The sequence below is a fragment of the Mucilaginibacter sp. genome, assembly GCF_025362475.1.
In the GTDB taxonomy this organism is placed as follows: Bacteria; Bacteroidota; Bacteroidia; order Sphingobacteriales; family Sphingobacteriaceae; genus Mucilaginibacter.
The window spans coordinates 98,843-116,759 of record NZ_JANYGH010000048.1 but is presented as its reverse complement, the minus strand read 5'-3'; the positions used below and the strand labels follow the sequence as shown (position 1 = coordinate 116,759).

The 17,917-nt window shown below is 42.9% G+C and carries 18 protein-coding genes; 12 read left to right on the top strand and 6 right to left on the bottom strand.

The window, feature by feature from the left end; all coding sequences use genetic code 11:
- Nucleotides 1-146 precede the first annotated feature (146 nt).
- Entirely contained in the window at nt 147-1,025 is an 879-nt protein-coding gene (dapA, locus tag Q0R88_RS15865) for a 4-hydroxy-tetrahydrodipicolinate synthase (RefSeq protein ID WP_295717825.1), read from the top strand.
- A 168-nt stretch (nt 1,026-1,193) separates the two neighbouring features.
- Here the strand turns inward: dapA and Q0R88_RS15860 are convergent, their stop codons facing one another.
- On the bottom strand, nt 1,194-1,373 hold the full coding sequence (locus Q0R88_RS15860; RefSeq protein ID WP_090652322.1) for a histone H1: 180 nt from the start codon (nt 1,371-1,373) through the stop codon (nt 1,194-1,196).
- 497 nt (nt 1,374-1,870) lie between these two features.
- Between Q0R88_RS15860 and Q0R88_RS15855 the strand changes: the two genes are divergently transcribed.
- The 3 genes from Q0R88_RS15855 to Q0R88_RS15845 all read left to right on the top strand — a co-directional run bounded on the left by Q0R88_RS15855 (nt 1,871) and on the right by Q0R88_RS15845 (nt 3,817).
- Nucleotides 1,871-2,518, top strand: a complete 648-nt coding sequence (locus Q0R88_RS15855) for a Crp/Fnr family transcriptional regulator (protein ID WP_295717821.1) — start codon at nt 1,871-1,873, stop codon at nt 2,516-2,518.
- Nucleotides 2,519-2,639: 121 nt separating this feature from the next.
- Nucleotides 2,640-3,056 (top strand): ABA4-like family protein, encoded by a 417-nt coding sequence (locus Q0R88_RS15850; protein WP_295717818.1) that lies wholly within the window; start codon nt 2,640-2,642, stop codon nt 3,054-3,056.
- Nucleotides 3,053-3,817, top strand: coding sequence for a hypothetical protein (locus Q0R88_RS15845; protein ID WP_295717816.1), 765 nt, complete (start codon nt 3,053-3,055; stop codon nt 3,815-3,817). Before Q0R88_RS15850 ends, Q0R88_RS15845 begins: the two co-directional genes overlap by 4 nt.
- Nucleotides 3,818-3,825: 8 nt before the next feature.
- On the opposite strand, the gene Q0R88_RS15840 is transcribed toward Q0R88_RS15845, so the two are convergent.
- Entirely contained in the window at nt 3,826-5,262 is a 1,437-nt protein-coding gene (locus Q0R88_RS15840) for a glycoside hydrolase family 125 protein (protein ID WP_295717886.1), read from the bottom strand.
- 195 nt (nt 5,263-5,457) lie between these two features.
- Here Q0R88_RS15840 and Q0R88_RS15835 point away from each other — a divergent pair, with 195 nt between their 5' ends.
- The 6 genes from Q0R88_RS15835 to Q0R88_RS15810 all read left to right on the top strand — a co-directional run bounded on the left by Q0R88_RS15835 (nt 5,458) and on the right by Q0R88_RS15810 (nt 10,137).
- Nucleotides 5,458-5,976, top strand: a complete 519-nt coding sequence (locus Q0R88_RS15835) for a protease (RefSeq protein ID WP_295717814.1) — start codon at nt 5,458-5,460, stop codon at nt 5,974-5,976.
- Between the two features lie 407 nt (nt 5,977-6,383).
- On the top strand, nt 6,384-6,944 hold the full coding sequence (locus tag Q0R88_RS15830; RefSeq protein ID WP_295717811.1) for an NUDIX hydrolase: 561 nt from the start codon (nt 6,384-6,386) through the stop codon (nt 6,942-6,944).
- A 41-nt stretch (nt 6,945-6,985) separates the two neighbouring features.
- A complete protein-coding gene (locus Q0R88_RS15825) occupies nt 6,986-7,717 on the top strand; it encodes a lysophospholipid acyltransferase family protein (RefSeq protein WP_295717810.1) in 732 nt (243 codons plus the stop codon).
- Nucleotides 7,718-8,249: 532 nt separating this feature from the next.
- Nucleotides 8,250-8,723: a ribonuclease H-like YkuK family protein gene (locus tag Q0R88_RS15820; protein ID WP_295717807.1), complete on the top strand. Its 474-nt coding sequence runs from the start codon at nt 8,250-8,252 to the stop codon at nt 8,721-8,723.
- A 60-nt stretch (nt 8,724-8,783) separates the two neighbouring features.
- On the top strand, nt 8,784-9,620 hold the full coding sequence (locus tag Q0R88_RS15815; protein WP_295717804.1) for a sulfurtransferase: 837 nt from the start codon (nt 8,784-8,786) through the stop codon (nt 9,618-9,620).
- 43 nt (nt 9,621-9,663) lie between these two features.
- On the top strand, nt 9,664-10,137 hold the full coding sequence (locus tag Q0R88_RS15810) for an SRPBCC family protein (RefSeq protein WP_295717802.1): 474 nt from the start codon (nt 9,664-9,666) through the stop codon (nt 10,135-10,137).
- A 219-nt stretch (nt 10,138-10,356) separates the two neighbouring features.
- Here Q0R88_RS15810 and Q0R88_RS15805 read toward each other — a convergent pair whose 3' ends face one another.
- From Q0R88_RS15805 to Q0R88_RS15790, 4 genes are all read right to left on the bottom strand, one after another.
- Nucleotides 10,357-11,460, bottom strand: a complete 1,104-nt coding sequence (locus Q0R88_RS15805) for an NADH:flavin oxidoreductase (RefSeq protein ID WP_295717800.1) — start codon at nt 11,458-11,460, stop codon at nt 10,357-10,359.
- 21 nt (nt 11,461-11,481) lie between these two features.
- Nucleotides 11,482-11,778 (bottom strand): metalloregulator ArsR/SmtB family transcription factor, encoded by a 297-nt coding sequence (locus tag Q0R88_RS15800; RefSeq protein ID WP_295717797.1) that lies wholly within the window; start codon nt 11,776-11,778, stop codon nt 11,482-11,484.
- Nucleotides 11,779-12,174: 396 nt separating this feature from the next.
- On the bottom strand, nt 12,175-12,957 hold the full coding sequence (locus Q0R88_RS15795) for a hypothetical protein (RefSeq protein ID WP_295717794.1): 783 nt from the start codon (nt 12,955-12,957) through the stop codon (nt 12,175-12,177).
- Between the two features lie 70 nt (nt 12,958-13,027).
- Nucleotides 13,028-13,795, bottom strand: a complete 768-nt coding sequence (locus tag Q0R88_RS15790) for a hypothetical protein (RefSeq protein WP_295717792.1) — start codon at nt 13,793-13,795, stop codon at nt 13,028-13,030.
- A gap of 1,031 nt (nt 13,796-14,826) precedes the next feature.
- Here Q0R88_RS15790 and Q0R88_RS15785 point away from each other — a divergent pair.
- Nucleotides 14,827-17,208, top strand: a complete 2,382-nt coding sequence (locus tag Q0R88_RS15785; protein ID WP_295717789.1) for an ABC transporter permease — start codon at nt 14,827-14,829, stop codon at nt 17,206-17,208.
- Between the two features lie 202 nt (nt 17,209-17,410).
- Nucleotides 17,411-17,890, top strand: a complete 480-nt coding sequence (locus tag Q0R88_RS15780; protein ID WP_295717787.1) for a hypothetical protein — start codon at nt 17,411-17,413, stop codon at nt 17,888-17,890.
- The last annotated feature ends 27 nt before the right edge of the window (nt 17,891-17,917 follow it).

Here is a 17,917-nt window from a genome sequence, read left to right as displayed (position 1 = left end):
GCGATATCAGTGGTTTACTGCCGGTGAGAGCTGACCAAAATCTTGCTGTTCGATACAGCCTCATGCTACTAAACACACAAAATCTTGATACTTGATACTAACTACTTGATACTATCTCACTATATTAGCATCCTTTAAAATTACACATGAATATATTTTACGGAACGGGGGTAGCTATGGTGACCCCTTTTCATGCGGATGGTCAGATCGACTACGAAGGGTTGAAAAACCTTATTGAACATTTGATTGATGGCGGGGTGGAATACCTGGTATCATTAGGCACAACCGGCGAGAGCGCCACATTGAGCGAGGCTGAACGAAAACAGGTTTGGGCCTTTACTGCGGAAGTAGTGAATAAGCGTGTTGGCCTGGTTGCCGGTATAGGTGGTAATAATACTCATGAGGTTGTTGAGCAGGTAAAAGCATTTGATACTACGGGTTATGATGCTATACTTTCAGCAAGTCCACATTATAATAAACCAACGCAGGAGGGGATTTATCAGCATTACAAGGCTATTGCCGGCGTTGCTAAGCTCCCTGTTATTTTATACAACGTACCCAGCCGCACCGGTAGCACTATCAGTGCCGAAACCACTGTGCGCCTGGCCAATGATTTTAAAAACATCATCGGTATAAAAGAGGCCTCGGGTAATTTCGATTTATTTAACCACTTGATGCGTGATAAGCCCGAAGGATTTTTATTCATATCGGGCGATGATCCGGTTACGTTGCCTATGATGGCATTGGGGGCAGTAGGAGTAATATCAGTAATTGGTAATGCATTGCCACGGCAGCTATCAGATATGGTGCGTTTATTGTTAAATAATGATTACAAGGGCGCTCATGCCGCGCACTATAGTTTAATAGAATTTACCCGCCTGATGTTTGCCGATGGCAGTCCGGCTGGTGTTAAAACCGCTTTAAAGCATTTGGGCGTTTGTGGCGATACAGTGCGGTTACCACTGGTGCAAGTGGGTAATACTACTGCAGAGGCCATTATTAAGGAAACACAAAAGTTTATTTAATAACGGTAAGCCAGATAAATTTAAAAAGAGGCCTCATCTTAATTGATGTGGCCTTTTTGCGTTTGTATTGGTGCTCAATTATCCTGGTGCGGGATTTAATCCAATAAAAAACCCGGTTATTGATTGTAACCGGGTTTTTATCTGGAATAAGATAATTAAAAATCTTCCTTAGCTTTCTTTGTTTTTGGCTTCCTGAACCTCAAGGCGAATAGCCTGTGCCAGGTTTTTAAGATCTTGCATACCTTTGCGAACACGAGTTCCGGCAGCGCTGTTTCCTTTGTTGTAGAATTTGTCGGCGTCAGCCTCTAAAGATGCTACAAGCTCTTTTACTTCAGTAAATTTTTTCATTTAATTACTCCTTTTAAATTATGAGGTCTATTGCTTTTAATTAAAGCTAATCTATAAGGTTTTTTTTTAATTTAAAATTTTTGAAGAGGAAAAATAATGCCTTTAAAGTGGTTTTTTTCAACATTTTTAACAAAAGGAGGGTATTTATGTTTTTATTGAATACTATGAATATGGCAATATGCTGTAGTATATTTTATTCATATTTAAATGATATGGATAATAATTAAAATATGGTGATATTAAATAGTATTTAATGATTTTTAGCCTAAATAAACCTTATTTGATTGGTGTATTTAATTCGCAGATAATAAGTTTGTCGACACGGCGGATTTTTTGATCTTTTTAACACCCCTGAGTTGCGCTTCGCTAACCTCGCGGGTATTTGGGTAGTATAGGAATAGGCGAAACAAAAATTTCCTGACCATCTGTTGGTATATTTTTTAAGAGCCTCTAATTGATCTTTTGATTCGCGTTACCAGCCCGCTTTGCACCTCATTATGAATATTCAATGTATATTTGATACAATGCTTTTAAGGCAGATTGCCCTTTACAGCAACTTTAATATGTACGAAGTTATTACCCAATCCTTACGTAAACTCGTTGACTTTACCGACGAAGAGCTTTTTATGTTTATGCAAAAGCTTAAGGTGGTAGCCTTAAAAAAGTATGGCTTTTACTTAAAGGAAGGCCAGACTTGCAAAGGCATGGTCATTGTGCAAAAAGGTTGTTTGCGCTATTTTTCGCGGGACGAAAAAGGCGATCATACCATAGGTTTTGCTTTTGAAGGCGAATGGATTGGTGATTATGAAAGCTTTTTATTGCAAGCCCCATCACCCGATTTTATTGAAGCCATTGAAGATACTGAGCTTTTTATACTGAGTTATGCCGACATGCAGGCACTTTACAATCATAGCCAGCGTTTTGAAAGATTTGGCCGCATCATAGCCGAAAGATTATTTATCGATACGGCAAGAAACAATCGCAATTTAAAAATGCAATCGGCCGAAAACCGCTATCGGGAATTGCTAAATACCCAACCCCGCATTTTTGAGCGGCTGCCTCAGCACATGATTGCCTCGTACCTGGGCATTCAGCCTCAAAGCCTAAGTCGGATCAGGGCTAAGCTATCTAATTCTAAGAATTAACTTAGGTTAATAAATTTATTGCTCTTTTTAACCCCATGTCATTTTTAAGCTAAGCCATTAGTCCCAGTTTTGTAGTGTGCATTTATTTATGCTTTACACATCAACTTAAATTAAAAATAATATGAATCCAGATCAGGTATTTTCGGCGGCAGGGGCAATTGCAGCTTTGCAATGGCTGCTGCTCATCGTACTCCCCAAATGGAAGGTTACAACGTGGCTAATTGATCATACAGTTGTTCCCTTGCTATTATCTGTTATCTATTGCATTTACATTATGGGCTTTTTTAATACGCCGGGTGGTGGCTTTAACTCGCTGCAGCAGGTACATGTGCTTTTTAATAATGATAACCTGTTGCTTGCCGGTTGGGTACATTACCTGGCTTTTGATTTGCTGATAGGGTTCTCTATCCTCAAATCGGCGCAGGCAAAATCAATTTCGCATTGGCTGTTGGTGCCATGCCTGGCACTTACATTTATGTTTGGCCCATGCGGTTTCCTGCTTTATCAAATTATACAAAAAGTAAAAACAAGTAAATGAAAACGTTATTCACCCTTATTAAAATCAAAAGCCCGGTCTTTTACTATTGCGGGTTGGGGCACCTGGCCTTGTTTATACTGATGGTTATCGTAGCGCAGTTTGATCATCGGCAACTTATGGGCATCAACCTATGGATAAAACCTATCAAGTTTGCTATCTCCATAGCCATTTATTGTTTAACGTGGCCTTTGCTGTTGCAGTACCTGCCATTTGAGCAGATCAAAAAACGCTTTGTAAACTTCAGCGTATTTGCTTTGACGTTTGAAATGCTGGCCATTGCCAGCCAGGCTGCCAGGGGGCAGCTATCGCACTACAACACATCCAGCCTTTACAACGCCATTTTGTTTAGTTTAATGGGGGTAGTTATTGTTTTGCAAACGCTGTTTGCCCTTTATATGGGGTATATGTTTTTTAAAGTAAGCGCGGTGCAAATAAGCCCGGCTTTATTATGGGCAATTAGGCTCGGTATTATCATGGCAGGTGTATTTGCCCTTGAGGGTGGCGTAATGGCCTCACAATTGGCACATACGGTTGGCGCTGCTGATGGCGGCCCCGGTTTGCCGCTTCTTAACTGGAGCCGCAGTGCCGGCGATTTGCGGATAGTACATTTTATGGGGTTGCATGCGCTGCAAATTGTACCGCTTTTTGTTGTACTCATCAAAACTAAAAAAGCAAAGCCGGCAATTGTTTTTGCCGGCCTGTATTTTGTAATTGTGTCCTTGTTGTTTTATAATGCCATGTTAGGTAGGCCGCTGTTTTAAAACAGTCATTATAACATCTTCTGCAAAATATCCGGGTGATGCGCATGCACCTTAATGATGAGTTCGCCAAATAAGGTATTTGCCCAGGCAAACCATTTACGGGTAAAATTGCTGGCATTATCTTTATGGAAACCTTCGTGCATAAAGCCCGTACCTGCATGGGTGTTTTTTAACATGTGCAAACAGCGGGTTATTTCGAGCTTATTGGTTGATGTTAAGGCGCGCATGGTAATTGCCATTGGCCATATAAAATCTATCCCTACGTGCGGGCCGCCAATGCCTTCGGCAACCTTGCCTTTAAAAAAGTATGGGTTATCTAAACTAAGTACAAAGCGGCGGGTGTTTTGGTATAATGGGTCGGTAACGGGCAATGAGTCAAGGTAGGGCAGGGCCAGCAGGCTGGGAACATTGCTATCATCCATCAATAATTGATTACCATAACCATCAACCTCAAAAGCTAAAATTTTGCCGTATACAGGGTGATTAACTACCGCGTATTTTTTAATAGCGGCTTCCACCTCGGCGGCAAGGGCTTTGCATTCGGCCGCTGTTTTGGCATCTTTACCTATCACACTAAACATTTCGGCCATTTGCCTTAAGCTGGTAACGGCAAAATAATTTGACGGGATAAGGAAAGGATAAATAGTAGCATCATCCGACGGGCGGAAGATAGAGCAGATTAAACCAACAGGTTTTACCGGGTTGCCATAGCCACGGTTTGGCGCGGTATCGCTGGCGGTTTCGGTTTTACGCTGAAAATGGTAAGGGCCTTTGCCGTTTTTACGTTGCTGTACTTTAAAAGTATCTAATATGGTTTTGCCTGCTTTTTGCCAGTTATCGTCGAAAAAGCTGCTGTCGCCGCTAATTTTCCAATAGTTATAAGCTAAACGAACCGGATAACAAAGTGAGTCAATTTCCCATTTGCGTTCATGCAGCTCGGGCTTCATGTCGGTAACGTCGGTATCCCATTCGCTGCCGGTTGGGCCTTCGTTAAAGGCATTGGCATAGGGGTCTATCAACACACATTTTGCTTGTCGGCTCAATACCCCTTGTATAACTTTTTTAAGTTCGGGGTCTGTTTTTATAAGGGGTAAGTATGGCCAAACCTGTGCCGATGAATCGCGCATCCACATGGCAAAAATATCGCCTGTGATTACAAATGTGTCAGGTTTGCCGTCTTTTTCGGAGTAATTAACGGTGGTATCCAGCGTGTTTGGATAGCAGTTTTCAAAAAGCCAGGCTACTTCAGGATCTTTGATGTCGGCTTTAACTTTTTGTATGATACTTTCAACCGCTTTGCTGGTGAATTTGCGGTCGGCAAGTTTTGGGCGGCGGCTTTCAAATACAGGTGCAGTATTGCCAAGCCAGGCGGGTACAGGCACAGCGCTAAGGCCTAAACCGGCAGTCGCCACGCTGTTAATTTTAATGAAATGTCTTCTGGTAATCATAAGTAGTTTAAATGGTAGAGTGTAAAATTATAAAAGCGTTTTATAATCCAAAAAAAATCGTGCTAAATTAATTTACCTGTTTTATAACGCAGATAGACTGGTGTATTTACAGGGGTTAATTTAACACAAATTTTAATTCTATTTTACAGGTCAAAGACGGTTTCAAGCTGATAAAAGGGATACTTTTGCAGAATGAAAAACTATATGTTAATATTATCTGCAGCAATGATGATGATTTCTGCCTGCAGCGTTAATACAACCAAAAACACCAGTCATAAGCCAGATTCCGCAACACAACAAAATGCTGATAAATCTGTAGAAAAAGGCCTCGTTGCCGAAATGCAGATCAGGGATACCATTAAAGTTGGCGATTCGGTATTGTTGAAATTTACGGTTTTTAACCATGCCGATAGTGCGCAGCATTTTTGTAAATGGCATACCCCTTTTGAGCCTTTGATGAGCAAATACCTGGAAGTTAAAGACGGGAATGGGAACGAGGTTGATTACAGGGGCGCAATGGCCAAAAGAATAATGCCGCCACCGGCAAGTAGTTATATAAAAGTTGATCAGAAAGGCAGCATTTTATCGATGGTTGATGTGTTGAAAGGGTTCGCTATTGATAAACCGGGCAAATATACCATCACTTATGTAGGCCAAAACATGAGCGGCCTGGTGGTGAGTAAAAGCGTTTCTTTTGTTTATGTAAAGTAGTATTGGCTTGATCTCTTTGGAACTTGTAAAAATATAGCGATGGATTTAAAGCCAGAAGTGTTCGAAAGCTTTTTTATTCCCTCCCAACGGGAGGGGTGCGGTTGGGAATGCGCGCAAAAGCAGGGAGGGGTTTCTAAAAGCGACGAGAAATGCGGCAGTGAATGGCTGGTCAAACCCCTACCTCCTCCTTCCCCGAGGAAGGAATCGCACATCCTCCTGCTCCTTTTAACCTTTCGAACACTCAAGGTTTAAAGCTCATCGCTATATTTTATATTCACTTTACGGCAGTTTTTTCTAAACCGCGGTTACTTGTTTAAAATCAATCGGTTTATTTGAGTATAAAATTTTAGGCCATTTCCCCGTTTTTTATCCTTCATCCTTTGTGCAAATATTACTATTTTAACCCCATGTTGCATCCCGAAAATAACCCCTGGAAAATAACCTCCGAAAAAGTAATATATGACAACCCCTGGATAAATTTAACCGAGTACCAGGTAATAAACCCATCCGGCAATCCCGGCATTTACGGCAAGGTGCACTATAAAAACCTGGCCATAGGTGTTTTACCGCTTGATGATGAGCTAAATACCTACCTGGTAGGGCAGTATCGTTTTGCGCTGAACCAATATAGTTGGGAAATGCCAGAAGGCGGTGGCCTTGATCATACCGATCCGCTGGATGCTGCAAAGCGCGAACTGCTGGAAGAAACAGGCCTGAAAGCCAACCGGTGGACCGAGATTCAACGTCTGCATCTCAGTAACTCGGTAAGTGATGAGCTGAGCATTATATATGTAGCCCGCGACCTGGCCCAGTTTGAAGCCGAGCCGGAAGATACCGAACAGCTGATAGTTAAAAAACTACCGTTTGCCAGCGTATACCAAATGGTTTGCGATGGTGAAATCACTGATGCGATGACGGTTGCCGCAGTGTTAAAAGTGCAATTGCTGATTATAGAAAACCGGATATAGACCATCGGTTTCTACAAAATAAACCTAAATTTGCCAGTCGAATGAAAAAATTTTTAGGCTATTTCCTTACTCCGATAGCAACAGGAGTGTTTTTATTGATACTTATAATATTTCAACCTATCCAGTGGGTGTGCCTTCGTTTTTTCGGTTATTCGGCACATAAAAGGTCGGTGGATATTTTAAACCTATTCCTTTTACGCTCGGTATACGTGTTAGGTAACACGGTTACCTTCATCAACAAACAAAACCTGCCGGTTGGGCGACCTATTATTTTCCTGGCCAATCACCAGGGGCTGCTCGATATACCTCCGCTCATCTGGTATCTGCGTAAATATCACGCTAAATTTATTTCAAAAATTGAGCTTACTAAAGGCATTCCGTCTATCTCCTTTAACCTGAAACATGGTGGCGGTGCCAATATCGATCGTAAAGATGGCAGGCAATCAATCAGCGAAATTGTAAAGCTTGCTCAGCGAATGAAAGAGAATAAATGGTCGGCGGTGATATTCCCCGAGGGCACCCGTTCAACAGATGGTACAGTAAAAACCTTCCAGGTTGGCGGCATAGCTACCATACTTAAAAAATGCCCTGAGGCTCTGCTGGTACCTATCGCCATAAAAGATTCCTGGAAAATGATCCAATACGGACAGTATCCGCTCAATACTTTTACGCCGATGATCTGGGAGGTACTTTCACCAATTGAACCTGCCGGCCGCCCCATGGAAGACCTGGTGCTGGAAGCCGAAAACGCTATCAGGGCAGCGTTGAATTAAACCTTGTTAACTGTTTTTTAATTCCCTCCCAACGGGAGGGGTGCGGCCGGAATGCGCGCAATGGCAGGGAGGGGTTTCACCGACATACCATCTGCACCTGTATTTGAACGCCTGATTTAACCCCTACCTTCCCTTCCCCGAGGAAGGAATCGCACATTGCCTCACCTTTTTTATATCTTCCGAGCACTTATATTCTCATTGACATTTCTTCCACCCCCGTTGTTTGTGTCCTCAAAAACAACTCTTCCGCATTTTTTAACTGAACTGCATTTGTTCAATTACAGAGCAACTCAGATATTTCTACACAATCATCCTTCATCTGCACACCTGTAATCTGCATATTAGTCCTCCATCTGCACATCGGAAAAATTCCGCTCAATCTTCAAATTGTCATGAAAAAACGCGATCTTGTTGATATTCAGCTAAATGTTAACAAATAAATCATATGTAGTTTACGTTTATATGAAACCTTATCGCTTATTTTTATAGACCTATAAAATGGGTCAGCTAAAATTAACTAAAATCAATTTTTATGACCTGGAGAAAATTCAGCGGTGAGGTAATCCAATCGCCCATTATGGAAGAGGTAGAAAGGGCGATTGAACGCGAAGCCAACCTCGGCAACAAACTTAAAGTATGTATCGGAACCGATTCGCAGGTTAAAGGCACCGTAACTGATTTTGCTACAGTTATTGTTTTTGTACGGGAGCAGCGTGGTGCATTTATGTTTATTCACCAGGAGCGTACATCACAAAAAATGAGCATCAAGGAGCGTATGCTTAGCGAGGTGCAAAAATCAATTGACATTGCCTACAAGCTTTGCGATTTGCTTGACCTGTACGATGTGGAACTGGAAGTACACGCCGACATTAATACCAACCCAATGTTTAAATCAAACCAGGCGCTGCACGAGGCCATGGGCTACATTTTAAGCATGGGTTTTGTATTTAAGGCTAAACCGGAGGCTTTTGCCAGCTCATACTGCGCCAATAAAATAGTGCAGTAAAAAGCGCAAAAGTAAAAGCGGTGTATTTATATTTGATCTTTACTACAGATCGAAATAACTATGTCGCCACTAATTGAAATTAACGATCCGGCTATGGCCGGCCCGAATACCATACTTATCGACGCCCGCGCCGGTAAAGATACCCATGACCGCTACCTTGCCGGTCACCTCAAAAATGCTGCCTATGTTGATCTGGACAGGGATTTGGCAGCCCCTGTTACCAATGCCGCAATAGGGGGCAGGCATCCACTACCCAATATTAATGATTTTGCAGCCTTCCTGGGTAAATTGGGAATAAGCCCCGATAGCCATGTGATTGTTTATGATGATAAAGCTGCTGCCTTTGGAGGTGCCCGTTTCTGGTGGATGCTGAAAGCCATTGGGCATCAAAATGTACAGGTATTAAACGGCGGATTGCAGGCTGCTACAGATGCGGGTATTGAGTTAAGCACCGAAGAGTACACGCCAAACCCGGTTGCGCCTTACCCGGTACCTGCCGGTTATACAGGCACTGTTGTAATTGAGGAAGTAGGTACAGCTGCGCATAACCCGGAGAGGATTGTGATAGATGTGCGGGAAACCCCAAGATACTTAGGACAAACCGAGCCGCTTGATTTGATAGCCGGGCATATCCCCGGTGCCTATAACCTGCCTTATATTACCAACCTGGATGTTGACGGTAAATACCTGCCGGCCGAGGCGCTGCGTAAAATTTATGATGAAACCATTGGCGATGTAGCCCATGAGGATATCATTGTTCACTGTGGATCGGGCGTTACGGCATGCCACACCCTTTTGGGTATGGAGTACGCCGGCATTACCGGCCCCAAATTATATGTTGGCTCCTGGAGTGAGTGGTCAAGACGTGATTTACCAATTGGTACAATTACAAGATAAAAATGTATATTTACAACAATATTGTATTAATTGATATTGGCTTGTGAAAACATACGTTTTAAAAACCGAACAAAAAATCCCTATTTCCCTGGAGGAGGCCTGGGATTTTTTTTCATCGCCACTTAATTTGGCTAAGATCACTCCGCCCGAAATGAGCTTTGTGGTAACATCTGATTATACTGCGGATACAAAAATGTACCCCGGCATGATCATTACCTACAAAATATCGCCTCTGCTGGGTATCAAAATGAACTGGATGACAGAGATTACCCACGTTGCTGATAAGCAATACTTTGTAGATGAACAACGCTTTGGTCCTTACGCGTTATGGCATCACCAGCATCATTTTAAAGAGATAAAAGGTGGTGTGCAAATGAATGATATATTACACTACGCCATACCCTATGGCTTTATAGGTACCATCACCAACAAGGTTTTTGTAGGTAAAGAGGTGAACAAAATTTTTGCGTTTAGGGAAAAGGCTATTGAGGAGATGTTTGGGAAGTATAAGGGGTAGGATGTATTAAAAAAAGCATTGCCTCGTTCCCATGACGTGTTAGCAAAAAAAAACTTTTGTCATCCTGAGGAACGAAGGATCTATTCTCCACCATGCTTCTTCGCCCTGCACAGTCTGCGAATAGATCCTTCGTTCCTCAGGATGACAAACTTTTCAAAACGTCATTTCCCCTTCATTATCCCCTGAGATGTTCCGCAATGACAAAGCTTTTAATATATATTACACCAACTCCATCAAAGCCTCTTTACTAAAGCCTTTCAATTCATCTGTACGTTCTTCGCGGATTTTTTGTGTCCAATGAGGATCGGCCAATAAGGGGCGACCAACTGCTACCAGGTCAAAATCGCCACGGTCCATACGGCGCAATAATTCATCTAATGAGCTTGGGTTTGAGCTGGCACCTGCAAAGGCGGCCAAAAACTCACCGTCCAACCCAACCGAACCAACTGTGATAGTAGCCTTACCGGTTACCTTTTTTGCCCAGCCGGCAAAGTTCAGATCTGAGCCCTCGTATTGGGTTTCCCAGAAACGGCGTTGCGAGCAATGAAAAATATCCACTCCTGCATCGGCCATTGGGTTTAACCAGCTTTCCAGTTCCTGCGGTGTTTTAGCCAGCACGTTATCATAGTCCGCAGGTTTCCATTGCGATAAACGGATAATCACCGCAAAATCGTCACCAACCTGTTTTCTTACCTCTTTAATAACTTCAATCGCAAAGCGGCTGCGTTCTGCTAATGTTTTACCGCCATAAATATCTGTACGCTGGTTGGTGGCATCCCAAAAAAACTGGTCGATAAGGTAACCATGCGCGCCATGTATCTCCACGCAATCAAAACCTAACCTTTTGGCGTCGGCTGCAGCACGGCCAAACGCGGCAATGGTATCGGCAATATCAGCATCGGTCATGGTATTACCATTGTTAAACCCTGGCCGGTTTAGGCCCGATGGTCCTTCAAAAGGCTGTGATGGAACCCAGCCCGAACGGTGGTTATCCATAATACCCATATGCCAGATCTGCGGCCCCATAGCACCACCGGCTGTATGTACATCGTTAATTACATTTTGCCAGCCGGCCAAAGCCTGATCGCCATAAAAATGCGGAATGTTGGCATCGTTTGATGATGATACACGATCGATAACGGTGCCCTCAGACAAAATTAAACCAACTTCGCCTTCAGCACGCTTGCGGTAATAAGCGGCAACATCGGCAGTAGGCACTCCGTTTGGCGAAAATGAACGGGTCATGGGCGCCATCACGATACGGTTTTTGATATTTAATGATTTCAGGCTAAACGGCCTGAACAAGGTGTTATTAATGCTCATGGTATATGTTTATTGTTTGTTTTATAGTTCAGACTCAATCAGTTTACTCAGCGCGGCAAATGCTTCTTCATTACGCTTGTAATAGGTCCACTGGCCAACACGGGTAGCGGTAACCAGTCCGGTACGCTGCATGAGCGAAAGATATTCCGAAACGGTAGATTGGGTAAGCCCGGCCTTTTGTTGAATTAGACCCACGCAAACCCCGTTCCCGAAACCAGATTCCTGTTTTGGGAAATTCTTTTCAGGTTCCTTAAGCCACTGTAAAATCTGCAGCCGGGTTTTGTTTGATAGTGCTTTAAAAATCTCTAACTGATTCATGGCACAAAGATATATCGACTTTTCCCGATATGTCAATTTGTAGCGCAGAGATGACATTGGGTTGATAAAGAAGGGGAGTGGGGATAATGGAATCAGTAATTAAGAAGGATGTTGAATTTGCATATTTGTTATGCAACGTGCGGATCAAAAGCCGGGCGGCTATTTGCAGGGGGGGGCTGAAGAGAAACCATCTCTTCAGCTACAAATCTTATGCAACAGGTAGTCAGCTATACATAGTTTAGAACAAGGTGTAGAAGATTTCTCCCCACCCCGGCGCTCAACTCCCAGCTGGCTCGTCGGAAAGGACAATCGGTTTGAATTATTGATAGAATTTAAAAGATAGGTACACTCCGTGATCAAATCGCCGCGGTTAGCAACTAATCCCTGAACCGACAATTACCAGATAAACAAAGGCACCAACCATATTGGCGATATGTAATAGGGGTCGTAATAGGGCTGGTAGTATTCTATCGTTTCTTCTTCGACAACGGTTGTAGTAGTGGTAGTGCCTCCGCCGCCGTTATTTGAATTATTGTTTTGGTTTTGTTCTTCCTCCATCAGCCTGATCATCAGCTCCGATCCCTGGTTTATCATATCTACCATGGCATCTTTGCCAATATCGTCGGGTTTTATGGCGGTGATACAGATTTCTTCTATCTCGTTCCAGGCGTCATCAGCAACAAGGGCATTTTGCCAGCCGGCTACGGTAGTATCAAACCTGTTTTCGTTGATGAACGACATAAAAACAATTTCTGCCGGATCGGCTTTTTTAAACATGGCCACGGCAATGCGCAGGTCGTCAAATCGATCGTCGTTGGTAAAATCAAACCAGGCATCATCGGTATCAAAATCGAAATAACTGTCGAAAGCAAACTCACCCTTTTCAAGATCTACAAAGGAAAAAACGTCATAAACCTTCAAATATTCGGTATAACGTTTCATAAAGGTATCAAACACTCCGCGGCCCTTTGAGCTAACTTTGTAGTTTGAACCTGAGCTAATGATATAACCATTAGCAACCAGATCGGCAAATAAGGGCTGCAGTACAGCATCATCACCAGAAGCACTGTTGCTAAACTGGTGGCTGCCATTTATCATTTCGTTTAAAATAACGATTGCCTTAAATGTTTTTCTATTATCGTTTGATAAAACTGTGTTTTTTCTTAATTGAATAGCCATAACTATTGTTTAGAACGAATTTCAGAAAATCCGTGACTTTTAAAATTTATGAAAATTTCGCGTTGATATCTTATCGCCTGCGACCAAAGCCACCACGACTACGGCCAAAGCCCGACCTGCTGCCTGAACTTCTGCCGCTACCAAAGCTACTGCCAGAACTCCTGCTCCCAAAACCGCCGCTTCTTACCGTACCCGAATTGCTGCGTGTGCCGAATGACCTTTGCGACCTTACCGGCTGACTTAAACTGCTCCTGCTGCTGCTTGTTCTTGACGACATGTGCGACGAAGTAGTTGGCCTGAAAGTGGTATAAGTACGGGTGCGGGTATAGTATGATGGATAATACCCGTAATGATACATCGGCACATAATAGCTATGCGGACGTAAAAAGTAACTCAATATTAAAAAGTCGGTTAAGCCAAATGAAGAGTGGTAATAGTTATTATACCCTGCATAGCTTGGATTGCCCTGTATATCAAGGTTTGCCGAGTTATTATTGCCGGTAGGTTGCACATTTATGCTTGCCACAGTTACCGCCTGCGAGTTGCTCACATCGTCAATTACATTAAGCTTGTTGTTGTCGGCTTCCTGCACTTTCAGGTAATCAATATTACCGTCTTTATCCAGGTCGAGGTTGTTGATCTGGTTGGCGGGGTTGTTAATTGCTTTCTCCAGTGTTTGCGGGTCGGTACTGGTTTTTACAAACTGCGCTAGCTTATTTACATCAAAACCGGCAGTGGTGTTGTTTTCAATAGTTACATTGTTTTGCTGTGGCGAGTTTTGGTTACATGCAGAAACCAGCAATACCAAACCTGTAAGCGCTATAAATATTTTTTTCATGATATTTTTTGATGATTTGCCGGCATGGCAGTTTTATTGGTCATTGTTTGCGCCGGCTGACTTTTGTGTTTTAACTTTTTTATTTAGATGCAGAGATACTATGCGATGTTACAAAAAATATTGAATAACGTCAAGGAATAAGAATTAAGAGGCAAGAATCAGGAGTTAAGAATCAAGAGACAAGAATCAAGAGTCAAGAGTCAAAATCAAGACAAACCTAACCCCGCGATCTGTGTCTTCACAGATCGGTGCTCCAATTGCTGTTCGAATAACTGCATAGTATAGAGTTGCTTCGTGCTTGTGACGATTTTGTTTAGACCGGACGCACGGCTCTGTATGCCGGCTACGACTCACCCCGACGTCGCTGCGCTTGTCTGCCCCTCTCTTCACCTGCGGTGGAAAGAGGGGGAGGATTTGTTTGTTTGTTTGTTTTTCCATAGGTAACCTATCAAATCCCCTCTTTCCAGCGAAGCTGAAGAGAGGGTGACGAGCGCAGAGATGTCGGGTGAGTCGTAACCTTGGTTAGTTTACGTCATTTCCACTTCAGAGTTTTGTCAACTTTCAGCTAACACCCCAAGCCCTCATTTTCCCCAAAACGTCAGCAGAACAGCTTCGGGCGAAAACGGACAAAACGGTGCGGGATTGTGCGGCAGCAGGGCATAGGAAGTTTTTGCACGTGCGTGGGACTAAGCGCGCCGGGGCAAAATAATTCCAGCCCAGGTTTTGTTCGTTTTGCAGCGCAAAGGCCCCGAGCGCAAAGAAGCATTTCTGCTGACTTGAATTTTTTGGTCCTTTTTGTTTCAAGACAAAAAGGACTTGGCCCTCCCGCGGCAACTGAGCGGGCCAATGTTGTCGATTACAACTAAACATTACCGTTACCCAAATAGCCGTAAATAGTTCGGGAGATTGCTTCGTGACCTACAGCAATGAAGATAGTTGAAGATTGAAAGTTCATTATAAACTTCAAAATATCAATCTGTAACCCTATTTTAGGGCTTACTAATAAACATCCCGACCTAAACACATCAACCATGATCAAAAACTACTTTAAAACTACGTTAAGATACCTGTGGAAGAACAAGATCTTTTCTTTGATCAATATCATTGGCCTGGCTACAGGGATCTGTGTTTGCTTTTTTGCACTCCTGTATGTTCATTTTGAATTAAACCACGATACCTATAATCAAAAAGCCGACAATATTTACCGCCTGGTAACCGACATAAAAACATCAACAGACATCAAGTACGAAAGCACATCAACCCCTATGGGGCCTGAAATAAAGGCGGTTTTCCCCGAAGTAAAAGATATGGCCAGGGTTTTTATGGACGATATGATTTTGCAGAGCAACCCCAACAATGCCATAAAGGAGGAGGTAGCCTACGCCGATTCATCAGCCTTTAAAATATTTTCATGGCCGCTGCTGCGGGGCGATATCAAGCACTTGTTTAACGCACCTTGCGACGTGGTACTATCCGAAACCGCGGCAAAAAAATACTTTGGCAATGCCGACCCAATGGGGCAAGCCATGCTGATCAACGGTAAAGCAAAATGCAGGGTAACTGGTATTATGAAGGATATCCCTTATAATTCGCACCTGCGGGTTGATGTTATTTTCTCGGTAGCTACTTTGATTGATCAGGATTGGGAGGGCCACTGGACCCGCTTTGGCTTCTACACCTATCTTTTATTAAAGCCCGGCGCGTCTGCGGCAGCCCTGCAGGCCAAGTTTCCCGCTTTGATAAATGATAATATAAATCAAACCGACTTTAAATATAAATTGTCTATTGAGCCATTAAAAAAAGTTTATTTATATGGCAAACCACGCGGCCACCGTACCGGCGCGTCGGCCAGCGGCAGCATTACCAATGTTTATATCATATCTATCATAGCGGTATTGGTATTGTTTATTGCCTGTTTTAATTTCATTAACCTCACCACCGCGTTCTCGCTGCAAAGGGCCAAGGAAATAGGCGTGCGTAAAGTACTTGGCGCATCAAAATATCAGCTGATGCTGCAATTTTTTATGGATGCCGTGGTACTTTGCCTGGTGGCTTTCATCATAGCCTTGCTGTTTGCAACGCTGTTGCTGCCTTTGTTTAACCAACTGGCAGGTACCATAGTGGCCGATGGTATTTTCCATAATGTGCAGCATATTTTGTGGCTTTTAGCGCTGGCTGTTGTGGTAGGTATTTTATCCGGTGCGTATCCGGCCTTGTTTTTATCCGGCTTTAAACCAATCAGCAGCCTTAAAGGCAAAACAGGTTCATCGGGTACGGGGCTTATATTACGGCGGTCGTTGGTGGTGGCGCAGTTTTCAATTTCCATATTTTTGATCCTGGCCACTACCATCGTGCACATGCAGCTCAACTTTATGCAAAACCAGCAGCTTGGTTTTCAAAAAGATCATAAACTGGTGGTCGACTATCAATTCAGCAATAGTATTAATCAGCATACCGATAGGATAAAACAGCAGTTGATGACTATTCCGGGCGTTGGTATGGTTAGCTTGTCGTCGTCAATCCCGGGTACAACAAACAATCAGTTTAATACCATGATTGAGAATAGCAAGGGCGAAAAGCAACAGCAACGCCCCGACGTTTATTTTATCGACGATGTGTTTCTGAAGCAGTACCATATAGATCTTATTGCTGGGCGTAATTTTCAAAAAAACACAGCGCTCGATTCCATGAAGGCCATGCTCATTAACCAGGCCATGCTAAAAAGCCTGGGCTTTAAAAGGCCCGAAGATGCTATTGGCAAACACTTTAAGCAGCTCAACCACACGGGCGAGATTGTAGGTGTGATCAGGGATTTTCATAACCACTCTTTTTTAGAAACCGTTCAACCCTTAACGGTAAGGGTTGATTCCAGCCATTTAACCAATATTACTGTTGATATCACATCGACTGATGTAAGGTCGACCGTCAATAAACTGGAATCCACCTGGCGAAAAATACTCCCGGATGTTCCATTGGTGTATTTTTTTGCCGATGATGCCTACAACCAGCAATATATAGCCCAGGAACGCTTTGGCAAGCTGTTTATCTGCTTCGCCATTGTCGCTATCGTGATCTCATGCCTTGGGTTATTGGGGCTGTCGGCTTATAACATTGCCCAGCGCAAAAAGGAGATCAGCGTACGCAAGATCTTAGGCGCATCGGTGATTAATATAAGCCTGCTGTTATCTAAAGATTTTATCAAACTCATCCTCATTGCCCTGCTCATTACGTCGCCGGCATCCTGGTGGCTCATGCACAACTGGCTGCAAAACTTTGCCTACCGCATCAATATCCCCGCATGGATCTTTATCTCCTCGGGCCTGGCTGCTATGTTTATTGCGCTGGTTACCATTAGTTTTCAATCCGTTAAGGCTGCGATTGCGAATCCGGTGAGGAATTTGAAGGCGGAGTGAGGGGGCGTAATTATTATGGCGTAACCCTCCTTAGCATTGAAAAGAAAACTGATAACTATACTACCTGCCAATGATTTGTAAGAACATTCAACGGTTAAAATCGAAAATAGAATGGATAGCGTCAACTAATTCGTCGATCGATAAAAAATAATAGTAAGATTTACTCATAATCCTATATTTACCGTCTTATAATATTACAAATATGCCTCAAACTTTTGCAATTGATAAAACCAGGGTGAATGCTTATGTTAAAAAACTTTTATGGCGACAGATTAAGATTTATGCTATTGTTTTATTGATTGTAGCCCTACCGCATATTTTTGACAGCCGAACCACTCTTCGTTCAAACCTGATGGCATCCTCTATAGTAACGGCAATGATAGCGGCATCTTTATTTTGGGGGTTTAAAAAAAATATCAAAGCCCTTGAGCAGATGGCAATCATTGTTGACGATAAAGGGATAGAAATAAAAACACCAATGACACAATACAAAAAAATTGACTGGGATGTTTCTGCCTACAAAGAGAAAGATAATGGCGTTATCAAAGTATATGATAAAACAGTATCATCATTTAACAGATGGTGGTCTGGCCGTGGAGTTATTACAATCCCTTACGAAATAACTGACCGTGACAGTATGGTGAGCCAACTTAATATATATTCGGGGTTGGATATAAGTTAAGATTGTAGGTGGGTACTTTGCTTTAGT